The organism is Vineibacter terrae, assembly GCF_008039615.1.
GTDB lineage: Bacteria > Pseudomonadota > Alphaproteobacteria > Reyranellales > Reyranellaceae > Vineibacter > Vineibacter terrae.
The window spans coordinates 39,209-64,581 of sequence record NZ_VDUZ01000027.1; the positions used below are offsets into that span (position 1 = coordinate 39,209).

The 25,373-nt window shown below is 68.4% G+C and carries 25 protein-coding genes; 8 read left to right on the forward strand and 17 right to left on the reverse strand.

Annotation, left to right across the window (positions count from 1 at the left end; translation table 11 throughout):
• Positions 1-17 precede the first annotated feature (17 nt).
• The gene (locus tag FHP25_RS22270) at positions 18-674 is read right to left on the reverse strand and encodes a VOC family protein (RefSeq protein ID WP_178133697.1); all 657 of its coding nucleotides are present in this window, start codon (positions 672-674) and stop codon (positions 18-20) included.
• 109 nt (positions 675-783) lie between these two features.
• Here FHP25_RS22270 and FHP25_RS22275 point away from each other — a divergent pair, with 109 nt between their 5' ends.
• Entirely contained in the window at positions 784-1,650 is an 867-nt protein-coding gene (locus FHP25_RS22275; RefSeq protein WP_147849170.1) for a LysR family transcriptional regulator, read from the forward strand.
• A 172-nt stretch (positions 1,651-1,822) separates the two neighbouring features.
• Here the strand turns inward: FHP25_RS22275 and FHP25_RS22280 are convergent, their stop codons facing one another.
• Entirely contained in the window at positions 1,823-2,827 is a 1,005-nt protein-coding gene (locus tag FHP25_RS22280) for an NADPH:quinone oxidoreductase family protein (protein WP_147849171.1), read from the reverse strand.
• A gap of 12 nt (positions 2,828-2,839) precedes the next feature.
• Positions 2,840-4,072, reverse strand: coding sequence for a cytochrome P450 (locus FHP25_RS22285; protein ID WP_231712428.1), 1,233 nt, complete (start codon positions 4,070-4,072; stop codon positions 2,840-2,842).
• 76 nt (positions 4,073-4,148) lie between these two features.
• Here FHP25_RS22285 and FHP25_RS22290 point away from each other — a divergent pair, with 76 nt between their 5' ends.
• The 3 genes from FHP25_RS22290 to FHP25_RS22300 all read left to right on the forward strand — a co-directional run bounded on the left by FHP25_RS22290 (position 4,149) and on the right by FHP25_RS22300 (position 6,567).
• Positions 4,149-4,748, forward strand: coding sequence for a TetR/AcrR family transcriptional regulator (locus FHP25_RS22290; RefSeq protein WP_147849172.1), 600 nt, complete (start codon positions 4,149-4,151; stop codon positions 4,746-4,748).
• A 98-nt stretch (positions 4,749-4,846) separates the two neighbouring features.
• A complete protein-coding gene (locus FHP25_RS22295) occupies positions 4,847-5,641 on the forward strand; it encodes an enoyl-CoA hydratase-related protein (protein ID WP_147849173.1) in 795 nt (264 codons plus the stop codon).
• A gap of 164 nt (positions 5,642-5,805) precedes the next feature.
• Complete coding sequence (locus FHP25_RS22300; RefSeq protein ID WP_147849174.1) at positions 5,806-6,567, forward strand: VOC family protein; 762 nt, start codon at positions 5,806-5,808, stop codon at positions 6,565-6,567.
• Between the two features lie 16 nt (positions 6,568-6,583).
• Here the strand turns inward: FHP25_RS22300 and FHP25_RS22305 are convergent, their stop codons facing one another.
• Positions 6,584-7,393 carry an alpha/beta fold hydrolase gene (locus tag FHP25_RS22305; protein ID WP_178133698.1) on the reverse strand — a complete coding sequence of 270 codons (810 nt, stop codon included), beginning with the start codon at positions 7,391-7,393 and terminating at the stop codon, positions 6,584-6,586.
• A 184-nt stretch (positions 7,394-7,577) separates the two neighbouring features.
• On the opposite strand from FHP25_RS22305, the gene FHP25_RS22310 reads away from it, so the two are divergent.
• Positions 7,578-8,021, forward strand: coding sequence for a MarR family winged helix-turn-helix transcriptional regulator (locus tag FHP25_RS22310; RefSeq protein WP_178133699.1), 444 nt, complete (start codon positions 7,578-7,580; stop codon positions 8,019-8,021).
• Between the two features lie 115 nt (positions 8,022-8,136).
• On the forward strand, positions 8,137-9,234 hold the full coding sequence (locus FHP25_RS22315; RefSeq protein ID WP_147849177.1) for a Zn-dependent alcohol dehydrogenase: 1,098 nt from the start codon (positions 8,137-8,139) through the stop codon (positions 9,232-9,234).
• Positions 9,235-9,484: 250 nt separating this feature from the next.
• Here the strand turns inward: FHP25_RS22315 and FHP25_RS22320 are convergent, their stop codons facing one another.
• The 13 genes from FHP25_RS22320 to FHP25_RS22380 all read right to left on the reverse strand — a co-directional run bounded on the left by FHP25_RS22320 (position 9,485) and on the right by FHP25_RS22380 (position 22,677).
• Positions 9,485-10,543, reverse strand: a complete 1,059-nt coding sequence (locus FHP25_RS22320) for an SDR family oxidoreductase (protein ID WP_147849178.1) — start codon at positions 10,541-10,543, stop codon at positions 9,485-9,487.
• A 5-nt stretch (positions 10,544-10,548) separates the two neighbouring features.
• Positions 10,549-11,307, reverse strand: a complete 759-nt coding sequence (locus FHP25_RS22325) for an SDR family oxidoreductase (RefSeq protein ID WP_178133700.1) — start codon at positions 11,305-11,307, stop codon at positions 10,549-10,551.
• Positions 11,304-11,720, reverse strand: a complete 417-nt coding sequence (locus tag FHP25_RS22330) for a Zn-ribbon domain-containing OB-fold protein (protein ID WP_147849180.1) — start codon at positions 11,718-11,720, stop codon at positions 11,304-11,306. Before FHP25_RS22330 ends, FHP25_RS22325 begins: the two co-directional genes overlap by 4 nt.
• 3 nt (positions 11,721-11,723) lie before the next feature.
• Positions 11,724-12,902 carry a thiolase C-terminal domain-containing protein gene (locus FHP25_RS22335; protein ID WP_147849181.1) on the reverse strand — a complete coding sequence of 393 codons (1,179 nt, stop codon included), beginning with the start codon at positions 12,900-12,902 and terminating at the stop codon, positions 11,724-11,726.
• Positions 12,899-14,539, reverse strand: a complete 1,641-nt coding sequence (locus FHP25_RS22340; RefSeq protein WP_147849182.1) for an AMP-binding protein — start codon at positions 14,537-14,539, stop codon at positions 12,899-12,901. Before FHP25_RS22340 ends, FHP25_RS22335 begins: the two co-directional genes overlap by 4 nt.
• A gap of 19 nt (positions 14,540-14,558) precedes the next feature.
• On the reverse strand, positions 14,559-16,058 hold the full coding sequence (locus FHP25_RS22345; protein ID WP_218578515.1) for an FAD-dependent oxidoreductase: 1,500 nt from the start codon (positions 16,056-16,058) through the stop codon (positions 14,559-14,561).
• A 35-nt stretch (positions 16,059-16,093) separates the two neighbouring features.
• Positions 16,094-16,783 carry an ABC transporter ATP-binding protein gene (locus FHP25_RS22350; RefSeq protein ID WP_146540074.1) on the reverse strand — a complete coding sequence of 230 codons (690 nt, stop codon included), beginning with the start codon at positions 16,781-16,783 and terminating at the stop codon, positions 16,094-16,096.
• On the reverse strand, positions 16,770-17,552 hold the full coding sequence (locus tag FHP25_RS22355; protein ID WP_147849184.1) for an ABC transporter ATP-binding protein: 783 nt from the start codon (positions 17,550-17,552) through the stop codon (positions 16,770-16,772). The genes FHP25_RS22350 and FHP25_RS22355 overlap by 14 nt, the downstream gene beginning before the upstream one ends.
• On the reverse strand, positions 17,549-18,532 hold the full coding sequence (locus FHP25_RS22360; RefSeq protein WP_218578516.1) for a branched-chain amino acid ABC transporter permease: 984 nt from the start codon (positions 18,530-18,532) through the stop codon (positions 17,549-17,551). Before FHP25_RS22360 ends, FHP25_RS22355 begins: the two co-directional genes overlap by 4 nt.
• Positions 18,529-19,404: a branched-chain amino acid ABC transporter permease gene (locus tag FHP25_RS22365; protein ID WP_147849185.1), complete on the reverse strand. Its 876-nt coding sequence runs from the start codon at positions 19,402-19,404 to the stop codon at positions 18,529-18,531. Before FHP25_RS22365 ends, FHP25_RS22360 begins: the two co-directional genes overlap by 4 nt.
• A gap of 42 nt (positions 19,405-19,446) precedes the next feature.
• Entirely contained in the window at positions 19,447-20,679 is a 1,233-nt protein-coding gene (locus FHP25_RS22370; RefSeq protein ID WP_218578517.1) for an ABC transporter substrate-binding protein, read from the reverse strand.
• Between the two features lie 216 nt (positions 20,680-20,895).
• Positions 20,896-21,543, reverse strand: a complete 648-nt coding sequence (locus FHP25_RS22375) for a TetR/AcrR family transcriptional regulator (RefSeq protein WP_218578518.1) — start codon at positions 21,541-21,543, stop codon at positions 20,896-20,898.
• Positions 21,544-21,705: 162 nt separating this feature from the next.
• Complete coding sequence (locus FHP25_RS22380) at positions 21,706-22,677, reverse strand: NAD(P)H-dependent flavin oxidoreductase (RefSeq protein ID WP_147849186.1); 972 nt, start codon at positions 22,675-22,677, stop codon at positions 21,706-21,708.
• 114 nt (positions 22,678-22,791) lie between these two features.
• Between FHP25_RS22380 and FHP25_RS22385 the strand changes: the two genes are divergently transcribed.
• Both FHP25_RS22385 and FHP25_RS22390 read left to right on the forward strand, forming a co-directional pair.
• The gene (locus FHP25_RS22385) at positions 22,792-23,685 is read left to right on the forward strand and encodes a TauD/TfdA dioxygenase family protein (protein ID WP_147849187.1); all 894 of its coding nucleotides are present in this window, start codon (positions 22,792-22,794) and stop codon (positions 23,683-23,685) included.
• Positions 23,686-23,819: 134 nt separating this feature from the next.
• A complete protein-coding gene (locus FHP25_RS22390) occupies positions 23,820-25,175 on the forward strand; it encodes an extracellular solute-binding protein (RefSeq protein ID WP_147849188.1) in 1,356 nt (451 codons plus the stop codon).
• Positions 25,176-25,373 lie beyond the last annotated feature (198 nt).

Consider the following 25,373-nt stretch of genomic DNA (forward strand, 5'->3'; position numbering starts at 1 on the left):
CCCGTCCCGCATATCTGTCAGGAGGTCGCCGCGGGCGTCGGCTGGGCATCGCGCGCCTGCGCGCTGCGGCTGCGGCGGGCGGCGAGCGTGCGAAGCGCCAGCAGCACGTCGCCGCCGGTGGCATGGACGGCGCGCTTGGTCGCTGCCCATTCCTCGAGCGCGGCGCGCGCGGCTGTCGTGCGGGCGTTCCAGTCAGGCTCGAGCGTGGTGGTGATCTCCAGCCTGATGTCGTTCACCGGATCGAAGAAGTAGATGCTGTAGATGATGCCGTGCTCGGCGCTCTTCACGTCCAGGCCGTTGGCCGTGAGCCAGGTGCGCCAGGCCTCGACGTCGTTGCGGGTCGGCACCTCCAGGGCCAGGTGCTCGAAGGTGCGGTAGGCGGGATGCGGCTTGGCGGCCGGCGGCGGCGTGCCGGGACACTCGAAGAACGCGATGGTCTCACCGCTGCCCAGCCGGAAGAAGCTGTGGAAGTACGGGAGCTTCTCGCCGGTGGACGGCACCTCGCCATCGAGGATGGCATTGACCAGGGGCAGGCCCAGCACCCGGGTGTAGAAGTCTGCCGTGGCCTCGGTGTCGCAGGTGACATAGGCCAGGTGGTGCAGGCGCTGCGGACCCACCGCGGGGCGGTCGGCGGCTGGCGACGTCGCCAGCAAGGGCGCAGATGGTCTGTGCATGACGGACATGGACGCCTCCTCTGTTGCGGTTGCCAGCCTTCGCGCCGCGGCGTCGGTACGGCAACGGAAAAGGCTTGGGCCGGGATTAACCTTTGGTTAATCCTTGGCCATGAACCTGCGTCAGATCGAGGCGTTCCGGGCCGTGATGACGGCCGGCACCGTGCGCGGCGCCGCCGAGCTGCTGCGCATCTCTGAGCCGGCGGTCAGCAAGCTGCTGGCGCTGGCCGAGCGGCGGGCCGGCATCCGGCTGTTCGACCGCGTGAAAGGGCGGCTGGTGCCGACGCCCGAGGCGCGTGCCCTGCACCGGGAGGTCGGCTTCCTGTGGCAGCGCGTGGAGCGTGTGCGCGACACGCTGCAGGCGCTGGCCAACCCGACATCTTCCAGCCTGTCGCTCAGCGTGTCGCCCAGCCTCGTGCGGCTGGTGCCGCCGGTCGTGAACGAGCTGTACGCGCAGATCCCGGCATTGAACTGCCGCGTCACCGTGACGGCGCCGTCCGAGCTGGTGGCCGAAGTCGCCGAGGGCGGCACCGATATCGGCATCGCGCTGGCGCCACCGGCGCATCCCGGGCTGATCGAGGTGGCGCGCTACCAGTGCGGACTGGTGTGCGTGATGCCGGCGGGGCACAAGCTGGCGCGCCGTCGCGTGGTGCGCAAGGCGGACCTCGACAGCCACCGCCTGATCACGATCGAGCGTACGTCGGGCGTCCTGGAGCAGGCCTTCGCCGGCCTGGAGGTCAGCATGGAGCTGCGCTCGGGGCCGATCGCGTGCTGGTTCGTGCAGGCCGGTGTCGGCGTGGCGCTGGTCGATGCCGCCACCATGGCCGGTGAGAGCGACGCCAGCCTGGTGGCGCGGCCGTTCCAGCCCAGCCCGGCGATCGAGGTGCTCGTGCTGCGTCACGCGGCGCGGCCGCTGTCGCGCACGGCGGAACGCTTCTGCCGCCTGTTCGACGCGATGTGGAAGAAGCGCCTGCCCTGAGGCTCCCCGCTCGCGGCGGAGGATTCGGATATGGCGTGCGATGGTGCTGTAGCATCACCTGTCATCCCGAGCGCAGCGAGGGATCTCCTGCGAGTGGCGCACTGTGCGTCTCACGCGGGAGATCCCTCGCTGCGCTCGGGATGACAGCGGGATCATAGCGGATGGCCGGCGATCACATCGCGAGCACGATCCGGCCCATCACCTGGCGGTCGAGCAGGGCGCGGAAGGCGGACGCCACATCCTCGAGCGCGAAGGTGCGGTCGACATGCGGGCGCAGCGCACCGGCCTCGACGGCGTCATGCAGGCGCCGGTGCAGGTCGGCCATGCGGGCCGCCTGCTCGAAGCGGGCATCGTGCGGACTCCAGCCGAGATAGTAGCCGAGGTTCAGTCCGACGACGGTGAGGTTCTTGACCAGCAGGATGTTGGCCGGGATCGACGGGATGGTGCCGCCGGCGAAGCCGATCGGACAGATGCGTGCCTCCGGCGCCATGCAGCGCAGCGACTGGTTGAAGACGTCGCCGCCGACAGGGTCGAAGACCACGTCGGCGCCGCTTCCGCCGGTGATCTGCAGCACCTGGTCGCGGAAATCGCCGGCGCGGTAGTCGATGACGTGGTCGGCGCCATGGGCACGCGCGAAGGCACATTTGTCGGGGCCGCCGGCGGTGGCGATGACCCGGGCACCCATCATCTTGCCGATCTCGACCGCTGCCATCCCGACACCGCCGGCCGCGGCATGCACCAGCAGCCATTCGCCGGCCTGCAGGTCCATGAACCGGGGCCAGAGCAGGGCGGCGCCGGCGGTCGGATAGGAGGTCGACAGCGGCACGGCGTGCGCCCAGTCGAGCGACGGCGGCTTGGGGAAGACGTTCACCTCATGCGCCACGGCCTCCTCGGCGAAGCCGCCCCAGTCGAGCACGGCATAGACGGCATCGCCCACCTTGAAGGCCTTGGCATCGGCGGCGGCCTCGATCACGGTGCCGCTGATCTCCGTCCCGGGCGCGAAGGGAAAGGGCGGCTTGCGCTGATACTTGCCGGCGATCACCAGCGAGGTGCCGAAGCTGACGCCGGCCGCGCGCACGGCGATGCGCACCTGGCCCGGCTTCAGCGGCGGCCGCTCCATGTCCTCGAGCCGCAGCGACTCCGGTGGGCCCCACTGGCGGCAGATCATCGCACGCATGTCTTGTCTTCCCTATGATGCCAGCGCCACCGGCAGAGCCTTCACGCCACGCAGGATGAGGGAGTCGTGCCAGTCCGGCACGGCGCTTGTCACGCGAATGTTGGGGAAGCGTTCCGTCAGGCGTACCGCCGCGATCTGCGCCTCCAGCCGCGCCAGCGGCGCGCCGAGGCAGAAATGGATGCCGTGCCCGAAGGTGAGATGCGGGTTGGGATCGCGCGCCAGGTCGAACGCCTCGGCGTCGGCGAAGGCGTCGGGATCGCGGTTGGCGGCGTTGACGAAGGCAAAGACCCGCTGGCCGGCCCGGATCGTATGGCCATGCATCGCGACATCGGCTGCCGCGACCCGCGCCACCGCGCCGGAAGGGCCATCGTAGCGCAGCCACTCCTCGACCGCGGACGGCGCCAGCGACGGCGCCGCGCACAGCCGCTCCCACTGGTCGCGGTTGCGCATGCAATACAGGAAGCCGTTGCCGATCAGGTTCGTGGTCGTCTCGTGGCCGGCGAACAGCAGCAGGATGCAGGTGCCGATGATCTCGTCGGTCGTGAGCGCATCGTTCTCGTCGCGGGCCAGCACCAGCCGGCTGATCATGTCGTCGGCCGGCACCGCCGTGCGCGCCTCGACCAGGCCGCGGAAATAGGCGGACATCGACCGCGCCCCCTGCTCGGCGCGCAGGTACTTGTTGCCGGCGACCTGGGCAGTGCCGATGAACAGCGCGATGTCGTCGGACCAGACCTTGACGTCGCGCAAATCGGCGCGCGGCACACCCAGCATGTCCATGATCACCGTCGCCGGCAGCGGGTAGGCGAAGTCGGCGATATAGTCGACGGCCTCGCCGCGCGCCGCCTTGTCCGCCATGCCGTCCAACAGCATGCCCACGATGCTTTCGATATTGGGGCGCAGGTTCTCGACCGCCGTGGGCGTGAACACCTTGTTGAACAGCCGCCGCAGCCTCGTGTGGTCGGGCGGATCGCGGAACACCATCCAGTGGTTCAGGTAGCGCACGAGGTTCTCGATGCCGCCACGCTGGAACTCGGCGTTGGCCTTGAAGAAAGGCGTCAGGCGGTCGGCCGAGATCTCGCGGTTGTTGAGCGTGATACGCCGCACGTCGTCGTAGCGCGTGATGATCCAGGCCTTCATCGCCGGCGACCAGTGCACGGGATCTACCTCGCGCAGCCGCGCGAATTCGGGGAAGGGATCGGCGTTGGTGGCCGGATTGCCGAGGTCGAACACGTAGGACATGGCCATGACCGCTCGCAGTGGGATGGAAAAGGCTACCGTCATGCCACTTACCAAACAAGTGTTTGTTTGCTACACAGGCGCCATGTCCGGCTCCCGCTCCCACCGCGCCGCCGCGGCCGCCAGCAACGGCCGTCGTCCCGACAACCGCCGCACCGCCCTGCTGGCGGCGGCGGCGCGACGGTTTGCGCAGGGCGGGTTCGTGGCGGCATCGATGCGCGACATCGCGCAGGAGGTCGGCATGCTGGCCGGCTCGATGTACTATCACTTCGCATCCAAGGACGCGCTGATCGAGGAGCTGTACGCGCTTGGCGTCGGCCAGGTGACGGCTTCGGTCGAACGGGCGCTGCAGGACGCACGCGGCCCCTGGCCGCGGCTGGAGGCGGCCTGTGTCGGGCACCTCGAGGCGCTGCTGGCCCATAGCCCGTTCGCGCGGGTGATGACGGCCGACCTGTCGCATCTGCCGGCCCGGCTGCGCCGGCGGCTGGTGGCGCAGCGCGACGCCTATGAGCAGCTTTTCGTGGCGCTCATCGCCGACCTGAAGCTGCCGGACGGCGCCGACCGGCGCCTGCTGCGCCTGCATGTGCTGGGCGCGCTGAACTGGACGCCGACCTGGTATCGTCCCGGCGGGGCCACGCCGGCCGACATCGCCCGCGCGCTGGTGCGCGCACTGCGGCGCCGCTGAGGTGGTGTTTCGCAGCGCGACGCCGGTCTCGGGTTGCGCCTGCATGCTGCTTCGGCGCACCATGCCGGCCACCTTTTGGATGCCCTGGAGGAGAGGCGATGTCCGAGCTGATCGAGACGCTGGAAGACGGCGTGCTGCTGCTGGTGATGAACCGGCCGGAAGCGATGAACGCGCTGTCGTCGAACATGATGGATGGCCTGCTGAAGGGCCTGCGCCGCGGCGCCGAGGATCCCGAGGTCGGCTGCGTCGTGCTGCGCGGCGCCGGCGACAAGGCGTTCTGCGCCGGCGGCGACGTGAAGGCGATGGCGGCCGGCGGCCGCATGCAGGGCGCCTCGCACGAGACCAAGATCGCCGACCTGCGCGCCCGCATGCGGGTGTCGGAAGTGCTGCACGACATGCCCAAGCCGACCATCGCGGTCGTCAACGGCGTGGCTGCCGGCGCCGGCCTGTCGCTGGCGCTGGCCGCGGACATGCGCTTCGCCGCCCGCAGCGCGCGCATGACGACGGCCTTCGCGAAGGTCGGCTTCTCCGGCGATTTCGGCTCGCACTTCTTCCTGCACAAGCTGGTCGGCACAGCCAAGGCGCGCGAGCTCTATTTCACCGCCGAGATCCTGAACGCCGAGAAAATCGAGAAGCTGGGGCTGGCCAACTGGATCGTCGATGACGACAAGCTGCAGGCCGAGGCCATGGCCCTTGCCAAGAAGCTGGCGGCCGGTCCGCGCGTGGCATGGTGGCATGTGAAGCACAACATGAAGGTGGCGGAAGAGGGCACCCTGTCGGCGGCGCTGGACAGCGAGGCGGCGCGCATGATCCGCACCGGCGAGACCGAGGACCACAAGGAAGCGGCGCGTGCCTTCGTGGAGAAGCGCGCCCCGGTGTTCGTGGGACGGTAGCGGCCCTCTCCCGCCAGGCGGGAGAGGGAGGGGCCCATTGCGCGAAGCGCAATGAGAGGGTGAGGGGCCAAGGACGAGGCCGAGTCCTGGGGCCCTCACCCGCTGCGCGCTGTGCGCGCGTCGACCTCTCCCGCTTGCGGGAGAGGTGAAGACAGGAGGAAACCATGCGGCTGCGGCAATGCGTCTTCGTGGCGCGCGATCTCGAGGCGTCGCGCGCCGAGCTTTGCGACATCCTGGGCATCGAGGTGGCGTATCGCGACCCGGCCGTGGGCAAGTGGGGCCTGGCCAACGTCGTGTGCCCTGTCGGCAACGACTTCCTGGAGATCGTGGCGCCCGAGAAGCCGGGCACGTCGGCCGGCCGCTACATCGATCGTCGCGGCGGCGACGGCGGCTACATGGTGATCCTGCAGGTGCCCGATGCCATTGCCGAGCGCGAGCGCGTGACGGGGCTCGGCATCCGCGCCGTCGAGCAGAAGAACATGCCGGAGTACCGCTATACGCACTTCCATCCCAGCGACACGGCCGGTGTGCTGCTGTCGATCGACTCGGTGGTGGCGCCGGCCGACGCCGACGCGGCCCTCTTCTGGCCGCCGGCCAGCACCGGCTGGATCGAGCACCGCCGCAGCGACGTGACCTCGGGACTGGCCGCGGTCGAGATCCAGGCCAACGATCCCGTCGAGGCGGCCGCGCTGTGGGGACGCATCCTGGCGCGTCCGGTCACCACGTCAGGCGGCGCCCACCGCTTGGCGATCGACGGCGGCGAGATCCGGTTTGTCGCGATCGCGGATGGCCGTGGACCGGGTGTGTCAGCCTACGATGTGAAGGCGGCCGACAGGGCGCGCGTGCTGGCGGCGGCGGAGAAGCATGGCAAGCGGCGCTCGGATACCCAGGTCGAGGTGTGCGGCTGCCGCATCAACCTCGTCTAGGCACCCCCGAGGCAGCTCAGGCGCAGAGCTGCCGGATCAGGCCGGCAACCTGCTCGGGGTGACTATCGAGCATGCCGTGTGTCGCCCGGTCGATCGCCTCGATTCGGCCGTTGGGCACGATGGCGGCCAGGGCGCGGGCGATCGCCGGCACCACGGCCGGGCTGGCGCTGCCGTAGCCGATGACGACCGGTGCCGTGAGCGCGGCCAGCGCCTCGCGTGACACAGTTTCCGCCATGGAGCCCGCGACATCACGGGCGTTGCTGCCGGCAGCCGCGGCGAGGAACTGCTGCACCGGCGGCGGCAGGCGCGCGTAGGCGCCATCACCGAACCAGAAATCGACCATGTGACGGATGACCTCCGGTTCGCCGGCGCGGACTCGGGCCACGTAGCCGCTGAAATAGGCTGTTGCTGATTGCAACGTGGCCGTGTCTCCGTTCAGCGCGAGCGCCCGGAAGAAAACCGGTTCGAGCAGCAGGCAGCCCCGTATCCGATCGGCATGGGCGGCAGCGGCATGCAGCGCGACGTTGCCGCCGTAGGAATGACCGCAGATGAAGCCGGGCTCGCCATAGGCCTGCATCACCGCACCGACGGCATCGGCCATCGCCCTGGTGTGCGCTGCCGGCTCCGTCGCGTGCCGCAGCGGCGTCGAGCGGCCGTATCCCGGCAGATCGATGGTCACGACGCGCAGGCCATCGCCGAGGTGACGCATGACGCGGCTCCACGATCGACCCTCTCCCGGCGAGCCGTGCACCAGGATCACCGGCGTGCCGCGACCGGTCTCGCTGTAGGCTACCGTAGCCCCGGAGGGCAGCGTCAGGTCGGGCATCGTCGAGTCTCCCATGAGCGAAGTCGGGATCTATTGGGTCGCGGCGACGGGGCTCTCTCCAGTCAGGCCTCGAGAGGGCGACCGCGTTGTCGTGGGCCCAGCCGTCTCTCTCGCCTGGATCAGCGATCTTTTCGTGTATCTACAAATATTGTATATACATGAAATGGTGGAAAGCAAGCGAGCGATGAAAAAGACGCTGCGCACGGACGCGGGCATCATGCTGGCGTCCTGTGCCGGCTGGACCAGTCGGCTGGCGGCGCGGCGCATCTCGCAGTTTCTCGAGGCCCGGATGGCCGGCACCGGGCTGACCCTGGCGCAGTTCGGTCTGATGGCGCAGATCGCGGTGACGACGGACGACACGTTGAGCGGCCTGGCGGCACGCATGGACCTGGATCCATCGACCCTGTCGCGCAATCTCAGGACCTTGAGCGACAGCGGCCTGGTGGAAATCGCCGTCGTAAACGGTGATTTGCGCCGTCGCATGGTGTGGTTGACGGAGAGCGGGGCACGTCGGCTGGAGCAGGCGATGGGCACGTGGCGGGCAGCCCACGACGCCCTGGCCGCGGTCTTTCCCGTCGACAAGGCCCGTCAGCTGGCGGAAGCCGCCGGCGCCATCGCCGAGACCTGACACGCCACCACGGCAGCAATGCCGGCTGCCGGAACTGCGGCACCACGCGGCGTGAACACCAACTCGCCACGCGGTATCATGGCTGGTGCATGCCGATCCCAAGGAGGAAGCCCCGATGAAGGCCGCTGTTCTGTTCAAGGTCAACGAGCCGCTGCAGGTCGTGGACGTCGAGCTCGATCCGCCCAAGGCGGGCGAGGTGCGGGTGAAGATGAAGGCGGCCGGCGTGTGCCAGAGCGACTGGCACATGATCAACGGCGACTGGCCCACGCAGCTGCCGCTGGTGCCGGGCCACGAGGCGGCCGGCATCGTCGAGGAGGTCGGCGCCGGGGTCACGTCCGTGAAGGCGGGCGATCACGTGATCTTCTCGTTCCGGCCGCAGTGCGGCCAGTGCCGCTACTGCTCGGCCGGCCGGCCGGTGCTGTGCATCGGCCGCAACAATTCGCCGGGCGCGACATTGTTCGACGGCACGCTGCGGCTCAAGCACCAGGGCACCGGCCTGTACCAGATGGCGCGCATCGGCACCTTCTCGGAGCAGGTCGTGGTGCCCGCCGAGATGGTGGTGCCGATCCGCAAGGACATGCCGTGGCCGCAGGCGGCGCTGGTCGGCTGCTGCGTGGCGACCGGCGTCGGCGCCGTCACCCGGCACGCCAAGATCGAGGCCGGCTCGACCGTGCTGGTGATCGGCTGCGGCGGCGTCGGGCTGAACATCGTGCAGGGCGCGGCGCTGTCGGGCGCGCGCAAGATCATCGCCTGCGACCTGCTCGACCGGAAGCTGGAGATCGCGCGCAAGTTCGGCGCCACCGACACCATCAACACCACGACCGAGAAGGTGGTCGACCAGATCAAGGCGCTGACCGGCGGCCTGGGCGTCGACTACGCCTTCGACGCGGTCAGCATCGACAAGACCCAGGCGCTGGCGATCGATGCGATCTGCCCGGGCGGCCATGCCGTGACGGTGGGCGTGCCGCCGATCACCATGCGGGCCACCTATTCGCCGTTCGCCATGGTGTTCGGCGAGAAGGTGGTGAGCGGCACGTTCTACGGCTCGGTGCGGCCCAGCGTCGATTTCCCCGTCCTGGTCGACCACTACATGAACAAGCGGCTCAACCTCGACGGCCTGATCAGCCGCACCTACAAGCTCGGCGAGATCAACGACGGCTTCAAGGCGATGATGGCCGGCGAGGTGGCACGCGGCGTCGTGGTGTTCGATTGAGTGTTCCCTCTCCCGCGAGCGGGAGGGCGATCGCATACGGACGCCACGATGCCATCTCCTCTCCCCGCGGAGCGGGGAGAGGAAGGGGCCCATGCCGAAGGCATGGGAAGGTGAGGGGTAGGAACGATCAAGCCATGCAGCAAAAATAGGGACTGATCGCTCGTACCCCTCACCTTCCCATCGCTTCGCGATGGGCCCCTCCCTCTCCCCGCTGCCGCGGGGAGAGGGGTGAACGCCGTCATGCGTACGGTCAGGGAATGAAGCGCTGGTCCCGCAGCCGGCGCAGGTAGCCCAGAAACACGGCCTCGGTGTCGAGGGCGGCGTGGAAGCCGGCCTGGCGTGATTTCACGGTCGAGGACATATCGTCCCAGCCGGCGCGGAACAGGAAGTCGAGGAACGGCCAGTTGGCGAGCGCGCCCAGCGGCAGGTCCTGCAGCGCGTGCCGGCGCACCAGCGCCGACCAGGTCGCGTCCGCATCCGGCATCGCGGTGGCGATCGGTGTGCCGGTCGGGCCTCCCGCCGGCACATCGAAGAACGCGGCAAGAAGCGGCCAGACATTGCACCAGCGGAAATAGTCGCCGTTGATGATGTTGAAGTCCTGATCGTCGCAACGCGGGTCCTCGGCCGTCCAGATCAGGGCATCCGCCAGCAGGCCGGCATCCGTGGCCTGCGATACCGAGTTGAAGCAAGCATCGGTGCCGGGGAAGTCGAACGGCTTGCCCAGGGCGCGGCAGAGGCTGCCATAGGCGGCCAGCGACGTGATGAAGTTGAAGGGATAGCCCACGGATATGCCGCAGACGATATGCGGGCGCACCGTGGACCAGCGCCATGCGTGGCCCTGCTGTCGCTGCACGATGTAGTCATGCTGGTCGTAGTAGAAATTGACCTGGGGCAGGCGGGGATCGTCTTCCCGCGCGGGTGTGCGATAGCGCCCGAGATGGCTGCCGTACCATTTGGTGCCATGGACCAGCGAGACATGCATCAGACCGGTCGCGCGCGACAAGGTGCCTTCCAGCACATTGCGCAGCATGGCGACGTTGACGTGCGCCTCGTCGGCCGGGTCGGCGCGGCCGGCCCGTGCCGCGTAGAAGAGATGCGTGACGTCGCGGCAGGCATCGGCGGCGTCGCGGCATTGCCCGGCATCGAGCAGGTCCACCGCGAGGTGACGGTAGCCGCCGCTCGATCCGGAGCCGGCCGTGCGGGCGATGCCGATCACGCTCCAGTCGCCGCGGCTCAGGAGCGCCTCGACGAGATTGCTGCCGACGATGCCGCGTGCGCCGGCCACGAGGGCGACCTTGGCGGAGGCCATGCTGCTCAGGCTCCCTTTGTCGGCACCAGGGTCAGCTCGGCGACGGTGACCCCGGCCGGCTGCTGCAGGGCATAGATGACGGCACGCGCTACGTCCTCGGCCGTGAGGTGGCTGGGAAAGGACCGGTAGAACGCCTCGGCTCGCGCGTCGTCGCCGGCCCACCGCGTGGCCGCGAACTCCGTGCGCACCACGCCGGGAACGATCTCGACGACGCGGATGCCCAGCGGCCCGCACTCGGCGCGCAGCGCTTCGGAGAAGCCGTGGACCGCGTGCTTGGTGGCGCCGTAGGCGGCCAGGCCCGCGGCCGCGCGCCGTGTCGTGATCGAGGAGATGTTGACGATGTCGCCCCGGCCGCGCCGCACCATGGCGGGCAACAGGGCCCGGGTCAGCCGCATCAAGGCCAGGAAGTTCACCTGCACGACCGCTTCCCACTTCGCGGCATCGCTGTCGTGGAAAGGGACATTGCCGCCGCTGTCGTGACCGGCATTGTTGATCAGGATATCGACGTCGGCGAACGGGCCGGCCAGCGCCGCGCCGATCTGCGACGCGGCGTCCGGCGCGGCGAGATCGACCGCCAGGCCGAGCACGTCGCCGCCGCCGACCTGCGCGAGCGCGGCCAGGCGGTCGGGGCGGCGGCCGATCGCCACCACCCGCGCGCCGTACGCGAGCAGTCCGGTTGCGATCGCCCGGCCGATGCCGCTGGTCGCGCCGGTCACCAGCGCGACACGGCCGGTCAATGGCTCCGCGGTGCCGGTGTCGCTCACGATACCGGCCGCCAGCGCGGCACGACCGTCGATGCATCCGTCTGCTCGAAGGTGACCTCGACCGGCATGCCGGCACGGACGCTGTCGACCGGGCAGTCGATCACGATGGCCGGTATCAGCAGGCCCTTCTGGATATCGAGCTCGATGATGCCGGCGATATAGGGCGCCCGCGCCTGCCAGACGGCATCGACCGAGCGGCGCACGATGATCCAGCTGTAGACCGTGCCGCGGGCGTCGATTTCGGTCCAGGTGCAGTCGCGCGACCGGCAATAGGGGCAGGCCTCGCAGGGATAGAAGCGGAAGCGGCCGCAGTCGTCGCAGCGCTGCAGCGTGATCTGCCGGCGCCGGCAGCCGTCCCAGAAGGGTTGGCTCAGCGGCGTCGGGACAGGGTGGGGCAGGGTGGCGTGCTGCATGGCTTATCGTCCCAGGATGAGGGCGCTGCCGGTCGACGTCGCGCCGCCCGCCGTGACCAGGCCCAGCTCGGCGTCGCGGATCTGGCGCTTGCCGGCTTCGCCGCGCAGCTGGCTTGTGGCCTCCACGACATGGTTCAGGCCGTGGATATAGGCCTCGGAAAGCAGGCCGCCGGCGGTGTTGATCGGCAGCCGGCCGCCGATGCTGCCATGGCCGGAGCGGAAGAAATCGCCGGCCTCGCCCGGCTCAATCAGGCCGAAGCCTTCCATCTGCCCGATCACGCTGTAGGTGAAGCAGTCGTAGATCTGGGCGAAGCTCAGGTCGGCGCGCTCGATGCCGGCCTGCCGGAACAGGCGGTCGCCGAGATACCGGCCGTAGCATTCGGCGTGGTCGGGCGAGAAGTTCCCCCACATCGCGCCGCGGTTGCTGGGACTGGCGCCGAGGATGCCGGCGAGGATCGATACCGGCGGCTTGGCAAGGTCGCGGGCGCGTTCGGGACTGGTGATCAACAGCGCGCAGGCGCCGTCCGACTGCAGGCAGCAATCGACGACATGGAACGGCTCGGCGATCCAGGGCGACTTGTCATAGTCGCTCTCGGTCATCGGCTTGCGCATCATGGCGCGCGGATTGTCGATGGCGTGCTGGCGGCAGGTCATGGCGACAGCCGCGAGGTCGCGGTTGGTCGTGCCGTGCTTGATCATGTGGCGCCGGCAGAGCAGCGCGAAATGCTGCGCCGGCATGGTGATGCCGGCGGTGTCCAGGAACTGCGGCTCGCTGTCGGAATGAACGCCGTGCTCGGCCAGCAGCCGGCTGAACTCGGCGCCGCCGTAGCGCACGCCCGAGGCGCCGTTGAGCGCGCGGTAGACGAGGACGTGGCTGGCTTGCCCGGTGGCCACCGCCATGGCCGCTTGCAGCACGGCGCCGCACGCCATGTTGCCGCCGGCGGCGAAGTCCGCGAAGTGATTGAGCTGCGGCAGCGCCAGGTCGGTCGCGATGACGGCCGTGGTGACCGAATCACCCAGGCTGTAGCTTACCAGCCCGTCGATATCCGCCGCATCCAGGCCGGCATCGTTGATCGCGTTCCAGCACGCCTCCAGCGCCAGGGCCTCCACCGTGCGCCCTGACTTGCGCGAGTACTCGGTCCAGCCGATGCCGGCGATCGCGGCCATGGGTTTCGGGTTCATCGCCTCTCTCCTGCTTGCGGCGGCCGGCTGTCCGGCCGCGATCGCTGCGGCGCGGGGGCCTGCCATGTCTGCTGGCGCACGCCGTGCGCGCGCAGCTCCTGCTTGCGCACCTTCTGGGTCGGGGTCTTGGGCAGCTCGCCGTAGATCTCGATGAAGCGGGGAACGGCAAAGCGCGGCACGAGCGGCTCGCAGAACGCGAATAGCGCCTGCGGCGACAGCACGCTGTCGGGCCGCAGCACGACGCAGGCCTTCACCTCCTGCTCGCCGGCCTCGGTCGGCGACGCGATGCCGACCACCGCCGCCTCCAGCACGGCCGGATGGGTGAGGATGACCTGCTCGATCTCGTACGACGAGATGTTCTCGCTGCGGCGGCGGATGCAGTCCTTCAGGCGGTCGATGAAGTAGTAGAACCCGTCCGCGTCGCGCTTCATGGCGTCGCCGGTGTGGAACCAGAGGTTGCGCCACGCCTTGACCGTCTCCTCGGGCATGGCGTTGTAGCCGGCCATGAAGGCGTGCGGCGCGCGCGGCCGGATCTGCAGCTCACCGACGCAGTCGGCCGGCAGCTCGACATCGGTCTCGGGATCGGCGATGCGGCACTCGAACCAGTCGCCCACGATCTTGCCGCAGCTGCCGTCGCGGCGAGGGATGTCGCGCGGCATGTAAAGCGGACAGTTGGCCTCGGTCGATCCGTAGAGCTCGATCAGCTGCACCCCGAAGCGCTGCTCGAAAGCCTCGCCGAAGATAGGCGATATCGGTACGGCCGTCGCGATCTGCAGATTGTGCTCGCGGTCGCGCGTTGTCTCGGGCTGCTTGAAGATGAACTCGGTCATCACCCCCAGCAGGTTGGTCACGGTGGCGTCGCTGGCGCGGATGTCATCGACCCAGCCGCTGGCGCTGAAGGTTTCCGCCATGCTGACCGGCGCGCCCAGCAGGAGGGCGCCGAACACCTGCACGATCAGGGCATTGGTATGGAACAGCGGCAGGCAGGTGTACACGCGATCGTCGGCGGTCAGTCCGAGCTGTTCGATATAGATCAGGGGATTGAAGTAGATCTGCGCGTGGGGGATCAGCACGCCCTTCGAGGGGCCCGTCGTGCCCGACGTGTAGATGATCGCGCCGATGTCGCTGCCGGTGACCTTGACGTCGATGCTGGTCTCGCGCCCATGGCGCACGTCGTCGAACGCCAGCAAGGTCAGGCGGCTGTCGTGCCTCCCTGATACCTGGGGTGCCACGATGACCGTGTGCAGATGGCCGCATTTTTCCTCGACCTCCTGCAGTCGCGGCAGGAACGACGCGTCGATGATCATCACGCGTGCGGCCGAATTGTTGGCGACATGCACCAGGAACACGCCGCTATAGGCGGTGTTGACGGTGACCAGCACCGCGCCCAGCCGATTGACCGCGAGCCAGGTCTCGACGAAGGCGGTGCTGTTGCGCATCATGACCAGGACGCGGTCGCCATGGCCCACGCCCAGCTCGGCGAGCGCATTGGCAAGCCGGCGCGTGCGCAGCTCCATCTCGCCGAAGGAGATGAACGGCTCCCCCATCATGCGCACGAACGGCCGATCGGCGCGCCTGTCGGCCTGCATCGCAAGGACCGCCGGCGTCGTCTGCGCCGAGATGTCGGGAATCATCATCTGCGTCCCTCCTCAAGCCTCAGGCGTCCGCCGGGACGCGCCGCGCGAGCGCGGTGGCATTGCGGGCAGCGATGCGTCCCGAGGTGAAAGCCCATCCGAGGTGATGCCCATGTCCCTCCAGCAGGACGCCACCCTGTCCCGTCGAGCCGGCCGCGAACAAGCGTTCCACGGGTCGCTCCCCGTGGACAACCACGCGCAGGTCATCGCTCACCTTCACGCCGCCATCCGTCAGCACGATGAAGCTCTGGATCGGGCCCAGCGCATGGAAGGGCGGGCGTGCCAGAGGTGGCGGCAGATCGCTGCCGCCCGACGCGCGGGCCAGCCGATGGGCGCCGGCCGCGGCCTCCAGCACGTCGCCGTTCATGCCGGTCCGCGCCGCCAGGGCGGCGAGCGACTGCGCGCTGTGGACGAGGTCGGGGCGGGTGCGGCGATAATCCGGGAAATAGGCGTAGGCCACGCCGGGCGCGGTCGAGACCGGATGAGGCCAGCGCGAATAGCGCTCGGCGATGGCCTGATCGAAGACGAGATAGGCCGTGTTGTCGGGCTGGGCGGCCACCGCCAGGCCGGGAGGCCCGCCGCCGATGTCGATGCCGGCGCCGGTCGTGCCGACGAGCAGCGCGCCGTCGCGCAGCAATGACGCCTCCGGCGCCATCACCGTCGTCATGAAGCGCATGATCAGCGGCCGGATCGCGGCCGCGGGAAGATGGTGCAAGGCCATCCGCATCAGGAAGGTGAGGCTGCGCCAGGGCGGCACGACCTGGAAGAGGCGCCGGCGCCTGGGCGTGACGAAGCGCAGCACCGGTCCCAGGATCAGGTCGCCGTTGAGGACCTCGCCGCCGATGTCGAGCACCATCTGCTGGCAATCGCCGGTGTTCGTGCGATTGATCGCCGGAACGGCGGCCAGGGCTGGGTTGCCGTACAGCGCCTTGAAGTGGCTGCTGCCGCTGTAGTCGCCGCCGGCCAGGATCACGGCCTGGCGGGCCAGGAAGCGCCGGCAGCCGGCGGGCGTGTCGGCGTCGATGCCGGTCGCCGCCGGGCCGTCGAGCAGGATGCGCCGGGCGCGCGTGTTGAGGCGGATGTCGACGCCGGCGCGCCGTGCCGCACGCGTGAGGTGATAGATATAGGCGCGCGATGTCGGCAGGACGTTGTGCATGCGCGGCTGGCGATGCGGCTGCTCGGGCATCGGGCCAAAGAACTCGACGCCGTGCCGGCGCAGCCAGGCGACGGTCTCGGTCACGTTCTGCGTCAACAGGCGGCGTAGCGCCAGGTTGTCCTTGTCGACCAGGCGGCCTGCCAGCAATCCCAGGTCGGTGAAATGATCGTCCGCGTTGTCGTCGATTCCGCGCCGCTTCTGATCGGGCGTGCGCGTGGCCGTGATCGACCCGACGGACCATCCCGTGCTGCCGCCGGTCGCCTCGTTCTTCTCCAGCAGGACCACCGAGGCGCCGCGCGAAGCGGCCTCGATCGCCGCCGCGAGGCCCGAGCCGCCGCCGCCGACCACGACGATATCGACGCTCACGGGCTCGTCCACGGGACGCGTCATTGCCGGCCGGCCTAGACCGAAAGAATGGGACGGATGCGCTCGATGTCGGCGCTGGCCTGGGCGCGATCGCCGCAATAGGCGACGCGGCCGCGGTCCAGGACGTAGATCACGTCGGCAACCGAGAGGCTGAACCGCAGGTCCTGCGCCGCGAGCAGCATGGTCTGGCCCTTGGCCTTCAGGCCCCGGATCATGTCCTCGAGCGTGCGCACGACCAGCGGCGAGAGGCCTTCGGTCGGCTCGTCGATCAGCAGCAGCCGGGGATTGCCCACCAGGGTGCGCGCGATCGTCAGCATCTGCTGCTGGCCACCGCTCAGCAGTCCGCCACGGCGGGCGCGGAATTCCTGCAGGGCCGGGAAGAGCTCGTAGACCGCCTTGCGGTTCCACGGCCCGTCATGCCGCTCGGCGACCTCGAGGTTCTCCTCGACGGTGAGGTCGGCGAAGACGCGCCGGTCCTCGGGAACATAGCCGATGCCGGCGCGTGCGATTCTGTAGGGCGGCAGCGCCGAGATCTCGGTGCCGTCGAGGCGGATCTGGCCGGTCGTGACCGGCGCAATGCCCATGATCGACTTCAGGCAGGTCGACTTGCCGACGCCGTTGCGGCCGATCAGGCAGACCATGTCGCCTTCGCCGACCTTGACGTCGACGTCGAACAGCACATGGGCAGGCCCGTAGAACGTGTTGATCGCCTCACACGTGAGCATCGTCGCCCTCACCCAGGTAGACGTCGCGCACGCGCGGATCGCTGCGCACCGCGGCGGGCGTGCCCTGCACCAGGCGGCGGCCCTGGTGCATGACGGTGATGCGATGGGCGTTGTCGAACACCATGTCGATGTCGTGCTCGGTGAAGAGCACCGAGATCTGCCGCTCGGCGCTCAGGGAACGGATGATGCCGACGACGATCTCGCGCTCGGCGCCGCTCATGCCGGCTGTGGGCTCGTCGAGCAGCAGCACCTGCGGATCGCCGGCCAGCGCGATGGCGAACTCCAGGCGCTTGCGGTCACCGGCCGCCAGCTCGCCGCCCATGCGCGCGCCCATGCCGGCGATCTGCACGCGGGCCAGCAGCTCATGCGCCTCGTCGCGGTAGCGCTCGCCGGTGAGGCGGAACGGGTGGCGGCAGTCGCCACGCTGGGCCAGCAGCGCCAGCTGCACGTTCTGGTGGACGGTGAAGCCGGTGAAGATGCTGGTGATCTGGAACGAGCGGGCGATGCCCAGGCGGGCCCGCCGATGCGGCGGCACATGCGTGATCCGCTGGTCGCCATAATGCACGTCGCCGCGTGTCGGCCGCAGCAGGCCGGAGATCACGTTGAGCAGCGTGCTCTTGCCGGCGCCGTTGGGCCCGATGATGGCGTGGATCTCGCCGCGCTGCAGGTCGATGGACACATCGTCCAGCGCCCGGAAGCCGCCGAAATGCATGCTCACGGACGTGACCGACACGATGGCCGGAGAGGGGCTCGGGGACGGCGCGGTCATCGGGCGCGGCGCCGCAGGCGCTCCCAGGCGGCGATGACGGCGCCGGCCACGCCGCCGGGCAGGTAGAGCACGACGAGCAGCACGATCACCCCGAACACCAGCAGCGGGTATTCGGAGTAGGTCGTGATCACGAAGTTGGTGAAGACGAAGATGGCAGCGCCGACGATGGGGCCGGCGAACGTGTAGATGCCGCCGGCCAGGGCCATCAGCACCGGCTCGGCCGACTGGCTCCAGTGAAGCAGGGACGGGAACGCCATCTGCTGCAGCGGCGCGCGCATGGCGCCGGCGATCCCGGCGAAGGCGCCGGCGATGACGAAGGCGCCCAGCTCGTAGTTGCGCACGCCCAGCCCGACGAAGATCGCGCGCTGGCGGTTCTCGCGGATGGCGTTGAGGGCCGTCCCGAACGCCGACAGCGTGATCAGGCGCAGCGCGGCCAGCGACACCAGCGTCACGGTGAGCACGAAGAGGTAATAGTTCCGCGCCGGCAGCAGCCAATCGGGCGGCATCACCGGCAGGCCGTCGTCGCCGCCGGTGAAGCCGTACCAGCCCATCACCACCGTGTGCAGGAGCTGGCCGAAGGCCAGCGTGAGCATGGCGAAATACATGCCGGTCACGCGCACCGCGAACCAGCCGACCGCCAGCGCGATCGCGCCGGCGATGAAGGGGCTGGCCAGCAGGCCGATATAGACCGGCACGGCGAGCTTGTTGAACAGAATGGCGACGGTATAGGCGCCGAGCCCGTAGTAGGCGGCGTGGCCGAAGGACAGCATGCCGGCCTGGCCCAGCAGCAGATTATAGCTCACGGCGAAGAGCGCCATGATCAGGAAGTCGATGGACAGGAACAGGTAGCTCTCGCCCAGCACGAAGGGTAGCAGGTAGAGCCCGATGATCAGGCCGCCGACGATGACAGTCTTGGTCCGCATCGACAGCGCAGCGCTGCCGGCTGCCGGCTGGAGAGGGGGCAGGGGCTGGGCGGTCATGTGTTGCGGCCCAGCAGGCCTTGCGGGCGGATCAGCAGGACCGCGCACAGGGCGATGAAGACGAAGGCGATCGCCAGCTTGGGCACGAACAGGATGCCGACGGCATGCACGACGCCGATCAGCACGGCACCGATCAGAGCCCCCATGACGTTGCCGACACCGCCGATGATGATCACCGCGAAGGACTCGATGATGATCGAGGAGTCGATGCCCAGCGAGACCGAGCCGACCGGCGCCGCGAGCACGCCGCCCAGCCCGGCCAGGCCGGCGCCCAGCGCGAAGACCCCGGTGAAGAGGCGCTGCACGTTGACACCCAGGGCGCCGATCATCTCGCCGTCGGCGACGGCGGCGCGGATGGTCTTGCCGAAACGGGTGCGGGTCAGCAGCAGATGCAGTCCGACCGCGATCAACACGCCGACCAGGATGAGCATGGCGTTGTAGGTCGGGAACGGCATGTCGAGGATCGTGATCGCGCCGTCGAGGCCGGCGGGACGCGCCACGGTGCGATAGTCGCTCCCCCACAGCATCTTGATGCCGTCGGCGACGATCAGCGTGATGGCATAGGTGAGGATGAGCTGGTACTGGTGCGGCCGCGTCGCGATGCGCTTGAGCAGCCCCCATTCGATGAGGGCGCCGACGCCGGCGACGATCGGCGGCGCCAGGCACAGGGCGGCGAGGAAGCCCCATGTCCTGTCGCCGACCATCGTCGCGACTGAATAGGTCAGGAAGGCCGCCAGCATGTAGAAGGAGCCATGCGCGAAGTTGGCGATGCGCATGGTGCCGAAGATCAGCGTCAGCCCTGAGGCGACGACAAAGAGAACCATGCCCCGGCTGAGACCGCTCAGGGCCTGGATGAGGATCTCATCCATCATGTGAAGACAGCCTTGCCGGGGGAACGCTGGCGCTGCTCGGCGTCACTTCGCCTTGCGGGCTTCCAGCACTTCGGCCTCGCTCGGCCAGATCTTGTCGGCCGGGACGCGCTCGACCTCGGCCAGCACCTTGAACGGCACCTTGTCGCCGGCCGCGGTCTTGCCGATGAATGAGGGCACGTCGCCCTGGTGGTCGAGCTGCCGGAACCTGGTCCTGCCGCGCAGCAGGTCGAACGTGCCGGCCTCCAGCGCCTTGACCAGGGCGGCGGATTCGACGCTCTGCGCGTCCTTGATCGCGCCGGCATAGGCCATCACCGCCTCGTAGCCCATGATCGCGAAATCAGCGGGATAGTCGTTGTACTTCGCCCGGTAGCGCTCGACGAAGCGGCTCGCCGTGTCGCCCGGCATGGCGAAGAAGGGTGCCCGCATCTGCCCCCAGATGCCGTCGGGCATTTCCTGGCCCAGCGCCTTGAGGTCGTCCATGAACAGCAGCGTGCCGACGGCCGTGCGGTTGAACAGCCCGTAGGGCTTGGCCTGCTTGATGAAGCCGACCAGATCGGCGCCCCAGAGATAGGAGAACAAGACATCGGGCTTGGCCGAGGCGAGCTTGGTGATGTAGCTCGTATAGTCGGGCTCGCCCAGCTTGGGCCATGCCTCGGTGATGAACTCGGCGCCGGGATTGACCTTGGCCAGCCGCTCCTTGAAGAATTTCAGCCCCTGGTGCGACGCCTCGTAGTCGCCGCCGATGAAGGCGAACTTCTTGCCCTTGGGGCCCATCACCTCGGCCATCGCGCGTGCTTCCATCAGGCCGCTGGGGACCAGCGTGAAGAAGTGCGGATGGAAGAGCTCCATGGGCAGACGCGGCGTGTTCGGCGTCGTCATGATCACGGGCTTCTGGTACTGCCTGGCCACCGCCGACACGGTGAGGCCGACGGCGCTGGAGTTCGGCCCGATCAGGACGTCGACCTTCTCGCGCGTGATCAGGTCGCGCGTGTGCGTGGTGCCGAGATCCGGCTTGAGCTGCGAGTCTCGGACCAGCAGCGCCACCTTGCGGCCGAGCAGCCCGCCAGCGGCGTTGACCTCGTCGATGCCCAGCTCGACGCCATTCACCGTCGATCGGGTGTAGCTGGCGGCGATGCCGGTGAGGTCGGTCGTGAGCCCGATCTTGATGTCCGACTGCGCCCGCGCGGCACCGGCCATCGAGGGACCAAGCGCCATCGCGCCCAGCATGGCGCGCGTCACGGCGCGCCGGCCATAGGCTTTCTGTATCACCTTCACGACGTTCCCTCCGTCCATCTATGGCGCGGCTTGTGCCGCTGCCGCGCTGCCCCCGAACATCCACCCCGTCTCGAGAAGTGGCGGATTTCCACCGAAAGACTCGAGTATCTGAATGTTCATTCAATTCAAAACTTGGCATTGCCTCCAATCGCCAGTCAAGAAGTTTGTTGGCGTGCGGGATGTCGCTGTGGTGGAGGGACGGGCAGGCGCCGGCGATCAGCCGGCGAGGACGGGCTTCAGGATGATGTCGAGGCAGTCCTCGACATACTGCTCGCGCGTCAGCCGCGGCAGGCGCCAGGCGTTCAGCGCCCAGGAATGCGCCAGCACGACGAGATGATAGGTCAGCACGTCGACGTTGATGGGGCGGAAGATCTTGGCCGTCACGCAGCGCTCGACGCAGCCGGCGAGCAGCGATGTCGACTGCAGCTCCTTCTTCATCGTCGCCTTGATCTTGGCGCGCGACAGCGACCGCGATTCGCGATAGCCGAGCAGGGCGGCGCCGCGATGCTCGTCGACCACGCGGCAATAGGTTTGGATTGCGGCCTTGAACTGCGCGAACGGCTCGGTGTGCTGCTGCACGGCGAGCGGAATCTCGCGGTTGTAGACGTCGAAGATCTCGCCGATGGCGGCGAACAGCAGGTCTTCCTTGTCGCGGAAATACTGGTAGATCAGACCGGCGCTGATCTTGGCCTCATCGGCCACGTCCTGGACGGTGGTGCGGTGGAAGCCGTCGCGGCCGAACAGCAGGATCGCCGCAGTGAGGATCTGCTCCCGCCGTGCCTCGCTGCTGCGGCGCAGCGGATACCGCCGCCGCGGCCGCGGCATCACCGCATCCCAGTCGAGGTCACGACCTTGATCTGCCACCGGGTCTTGCACTCCGATCAGCCGCGACGCCGAAATGCGCGTCCGCGCGCTGTCAACGACATTTGCGGTGTCGGCATGGGTGAAGGCAAGAGGAAGTTGTGTGCCATCGTGGCGCGGCGGTCGGGCCAGCGGGGCATCGGCCAGCCGATGCCCCGCCTGGCTTCACGCCGCCATCGCGGCCAGCCGCTTGGCGATGATGTCCTTGGCCTCGCGCACCATGCGGTCGACCAGCTCCTTGCAGGTCGGGATGTCCTGGATCAGGCCCATGCAGGTGCCGGCCGACCAGATGCCGTGCTCGAGATCGCCGGTCTCGTACACCACCTTGCCCTTCTGGCCCGACACGATCGGGCCGATCTCGGCGATGGTCTTGCCCTCGTGCTCCATCTCGATCGCCTTCTTGGCCACCGAGTTGTTGAACACGCGCGAGGTATTGCGCATGGTGCGGAAGATCAGCGCCGTGCTGCGCTCGTCGGCGCCGACGATGGCCTCCTTCACCTTCTGGTGGATCGGCGCTTCCTTGGTCGCCATGAAGCGCGTGCCCATGTTCACGCCGTCGCAGCCCAGCGCCAGCGCCGCCACCAGGCCGCGCGCGTCGGCGAAGCCGCCCGAGGCGATCATCGGGATGTTGATGACGTTGGCGGCCGCCGGCAGCAGCACGAGGTTCGGCACGTCATCCTCGCCCGGATGGCCGGCGCACTCGAAGCCGTCCATGCTGATAGCGTCGACGCCGATGCGCTCGGCGGTCACGCCGTGGCGCACCGAGGTGCATTTGTGGATCACCTTGATGCCGGCTTCCTTGAACTTGGGCAGGAAGGGCTTGGGGTTGTTGCCGGCGGTCTCGACGATCTTCACGCCCGACTGGATGATGGCGTCGATGTATTCGCCGTAGGGCCGCGGCACCAGGGTCGGCAGGATCGTGAGGTTCACGCCGAAGGGCTTGTCGGTCATGTCGCGGCAGCGCTTGACCTCCTTCACGAGATCCTCGGGGGTCGGCTGCGTCAGGCCGGTGAGGAAGCCCAGCGCGCCCGCATTGGCCACCGCCGCGGTCAGCTCGGCGCGGCCGACCCACTGCATGCCGCCTTGTACGATCGGGTACTGAACGCCGAACATCTCGGTGAAGCGCGTCTTGAGCATGGAAGATCCTTCAAGTCTATTTCCGCTCGGCGAAAGGCGTGCATCCTCCGCCATCGCGCGGTAACTTAACGGATGATGGGCCCTTGAACAGGGTCATCGTGGAGGACGATGCGCATGGTGGACCAGCGTCTCAAGGTTGAGCGGATCGCGGGCGCCTGCGGCGCGCAGGTCACGGGAGTCGACCTGGCCCAGCCGCTCGATGCTGGGATCGTGGCCCAGATCCGCGCTGCGATCCTCGAGCACCAGGTCCTTACTTTTCCCGGCCAATCGATCGACGATGCCGGCCTGGAGCGCTTCACCGCCTATTTCGGCCCGTTCGGCATCGAGCCCTTCGTCGAAGGCGAGGAGACGCATCCGCATGTGATCTCGGTGATCAAGGAGGCCGACGAACGGCGCACGGCCAATTTCGGCGGCAACTGGCATTCCGACTGGAGCTTCCAGGAGCGGCCACCCAGCTTCACGCTGCTGCATGCGCGCGACCTGCCGCCGGTCGGCGGCGACACGATGTTCGCCAACCAGTATCTCGCCTGGGAGGCGCTGTCGTCGGGCATGCGGCGCACGCTCGAGTCCCTGCGCGCGGTGCACAGCGCCCGGCGTCCCTACGGGCCGCAGGGCACCTACGCCGATCGCCGCAAGGCACGCAGCATGAAGATCCAGGCGGGCGAGGCAGCGCTTGCCGAGATGGTCCATCCCGTGGCGCGCGTGCACGGCGAGACCGGCCGCGCGGCGCTCTATGTCAACCGCGTCTACACCATCCGCTTCGAGGACATGACCGAGCGCGAGAGCGCACCGCTGCTCGACTATCTCTACGATCACTCGGTGCGGCCCGAGTTCACCTGCCGCATCCGCTGGGCGCCGCACGCGCTCACCATGTGGGACAACCGCGCCGTGCAGCATTTTGCGGTCAACGACTACGACGGCTTCCGGCGCGAGCTGCACCGCACGACCAATGCCGGCGAGCGGCCGCTGTCGCTGGCCGAGGCGCGCCAGACCCGGGCGGCGGAATGACGCCGGCCATGGCAGGATCTGTGCATGGACATGGGTATCGAGGTGAAGCAGTCGCGTAGAGTTTGACGTCCCATGCGTTGTGACAAAGTCCGAAACCGGCCCCGAGAGCTGGCCAAGGTGAGGGGGATCATGACATGAGCGACGACGTCATCCGCAAATGGGCGCTCAGCCGGCGCCGGGTCCTGGGTGCAGCCGCCGGATTGGGCGTGCTCGGGCCGGGCGCCGCTTTCGGCCAGGCCGGCGGGCCGTGGAGCCAGGCGCCGCGCAGCAAGGTGGACCGCCTCAACTTCGTCGTCTGGACCTATGGCGACATCTACACCCGCATCGCCAAGCAGTTCGAGGCCGATTGGGGCGTCAAGGTCGACTCGACCATATCGTCCTTCAACGATCATCCGACGAAGCTGGCGACGATGTTCGCGGCCGGCGAGAAGATCGACGTCTCGCAGTCCTCGCCGTTCTCGTTTCCGAACTTCATCGGCCAGGGCCTCGTCGAGCCGATCGACGACCTGCCGGGCGCGGCCGAGTACACCAAGGATTTCACCGCCTTCACCAAGCAGGTCGCGGTGGTGAAGGGCAAGACCATGGGGCTGCCGTACTTCTCGGCCGTGTGGGTGTGGAACTACTACGCCGACATGATGGAGAAGCTGAAGATCGACAAGCCGTTCTCCACCTACGACGAGTTCATCGAGCACTGCGTGAAGGCCAAGAAGGACGGCGTATCGCGCTATCCCGTGCTGTGGGTGGCGGGTGTCGGCCTCGAGCAGCTGCCGGGCACCTGGTACCAGATGACCTGGAACCGTGGCGGCACGTTCTTCGACAAGCAGGGCAACCACATGCTGGGCGCCGGCTCGATCGCGCGCGAGACCCTGAAATGGTGGGCCAACACCTTCGAGAAGGGGCTGGACATCTCCGACCCCGAGTCGCTGAAGGTGCAGTTCACCACCTCGGCCAAGGCGTTCGGCGCCGGCAAGAACCTCTACCGCGGCCCCAACCATCACTATGGGCTGAACGTCGCCAACGATCCGGCCCAGTCGCCGATCGCGGGCAAGGTGAAGGTCCATGGCTCGCCGGGCGACGGCAAGACGATCGGCGTCACGCATGTCTACTTCCTGTCGTCGGCCAACCGCGACAAGGAGTGGGCCTGGAAGCTGCTGCAGTATCTCGGCGGCCGCACCAAGGACGGCAACTACACCCAGGCCATCGGGCTCGCGAAGGATGCGATGCTGGGGTCCGGCTACAGCTCGGTGATGAACAGCGATGCGATCAAGCAGGGCTGGGCGCCCTGGGGCGACGTGTCCGCCATCCTGAAGATCTGGGACCAGGCGGCCTATATCGGCGAGGCGTGCTCGTCGGTCTATCAGCCCTGGCATTTCCCCTGGACCGATCAGCTCAACATCGAGGTCCAGAAATGCCTCACCGGCCAGATCACGGCCGACCAGTGCTGCGACAACCTGATCAAGGGCATCGCCGACGCCAAGCGCAAGGTTTGAGTCATCGCTTCCTCTCCCGCCTTGCGGGAGAGGAAGGGGCCCATCGCGAAGCGATGGGAAGGTGAGGGCCTAAGGACGAGGTGCTGAGCATGAGAGGCCGTCGATGAGGCACCACGTCCTTGGGCCCTCACCCGGCGCGCTGCGCCCGCCGACCTCTCCCGCCAGCGGGAGAGGTGATGACTGCTGCAGCGCCGCGGT

Bases quoted from the DNA above. Each gene is read 5' to 3' on its own strand.
- FHP25_RS22350 (WP_146540074.1), bottom strand. From the start codon at position 16,783: ATGCTCACGTGTGAGGCGATCAACACGTTCTACGGGCCTGCCCATGTG.
- FHP25_RS22385 (WP_147849187.1), top strand. From the start codon at position 22,792: ATGGTGGACCAGCGTCTCAAGGTTGAGCGGATCGCGGGCGCCTGCGGC.
- FHP25_RS22320 (WP_147849178.1), bottom strand. From the start codon at position 10,543: ATGGCCTCCGCCAAGGTCGCCCTCGTGGCCGGCGCACGCGGCATCGTC.
- FHP25_RS22390 (WP_147849188.1), top strand. From the start codon at position 23,820: ATGAGCGACGACGTCATCCGCAAATGGGCGCTCAGCCGGCGCCGGGTC.
- FHP25_RS22380 (WP_147849186.1), bottom strand. From the start codon at position 22,677: ATGCTCAAGACGCGCTTCACCGAGATGTTCGGCGTTCAGTACCCGATC.
- FHP25_RS22365 (WP_147849185.1), bottom strand. From the start codon at position 19,404: ATGATGGATGAGATCCTCATCCAGGCCCTGAGCGGTCTCAGCCGGGGC.
- FHP25_RS22285 (WP_231712428.1), bottom strand. From the start codon at position 4,072: ATGGCCATGTCCTACGTGTTCGACCTCGGCAATCCGGCCACCAACGCC.
- FHP25_RS22340 (WP_147849182.1), bottom strand. From the start codon at position 14,539: ATGATGATTCCCGACATCTCGGCGCAGACGACGCCGGCGGTCCTTGCG.
- FHP25_RS22305 (WP_178133698.1), bottom strand. From the start codon at position 7,393: ATGCCCGACCTGACGCTGCCCTCCGGGGCTACGGTAGCCTACAGCGAG.
- FHP25_RS22290 (WP_147849172.1), top strand. From the start codon at position 4,149: ATGTCCGGCTCCCGCTCCCACCGCGCCGCCGCGGCCGCCAGCAACGGC.
- FHP25_RS22360 (WP_218578516.1), bottom strand. From the start codon at position 18,532: ATGACCGCCCAGCCCCTGCCCCCTCTCCAGCCGGCAGCCGGCAGCGCT.
- FHP25_RS22275 (WP_147849170.1), top strand. From the start codon at position 784: ATGAACCTGCGTCAGATCGAGGCGTTCCGGGCCGTGATGACGGCCGGC.
- FHP25_RS22310 (WP_178133699.1), top strand. From the start codon at position 7,578: ATGAAAAAGACGCTGCGCACGGACGCGGGCATCATGCTGGCGTCCTGT.
- FHP25_RS22270 (WP_178133697.1), bottom strand. From the start codon at position 674: ATGCACAGACCATCTGCGCCCTTGCTGGCGACGTCGCCAGCCGCCGAC.
- FHP25_RS22355 (WP_147849184.1), bottom strand. From the start codon at position 17,552: ATGACCGCGCCGTCCCCGAGCCCCTCTCCGGCCATCGTGTCGGTCACG.
- FHP25_RS22295 (WP_147849173.1), top strand. From the start codon at position 4,847: ATGTCCGAGCTGATCGAGACGCTGGAAGACGGCGTGCTGCTGCTGGTG.
- FHP25_RS22335 (WP_147849181.1), bottom strand. From the start codon at position 12,902: ATGAACCCGAAACCCATGGCCGCGATCGCCGGCATCGGCTGGACCGAG.
- FHP25_RS22280 (WP_147849171.1), bottom strand. From the start codon at position 2,827: ATGCGTGCGATGATCTGCCGCCAGTGGGGCCCACCGGAGTCGCTGCGG.
- FHP25_RS22330 (WP_147849180.1), bottom strand. From the start codon at position 11,720: ATGCAGCACGCCACCCTGCCCCACCCTGTCCCGACGCCGCTGAGCCAA.
- FHP25_RS22300 (WP_147849174.1), top strand. From the start codon at position 5,806: ATGCGGCTGCGGCAATGCGTCTTCGTGGCGCGCGATCTCGAGGCGTCG.
- FHP25_RS22315 (WP_147849177.1), top strand. From the start codon at position 8,137: ATGAAGGCCGCTGTTCTGTTCAAGGTCAACGAGCCGCTGCAGGTCGTG.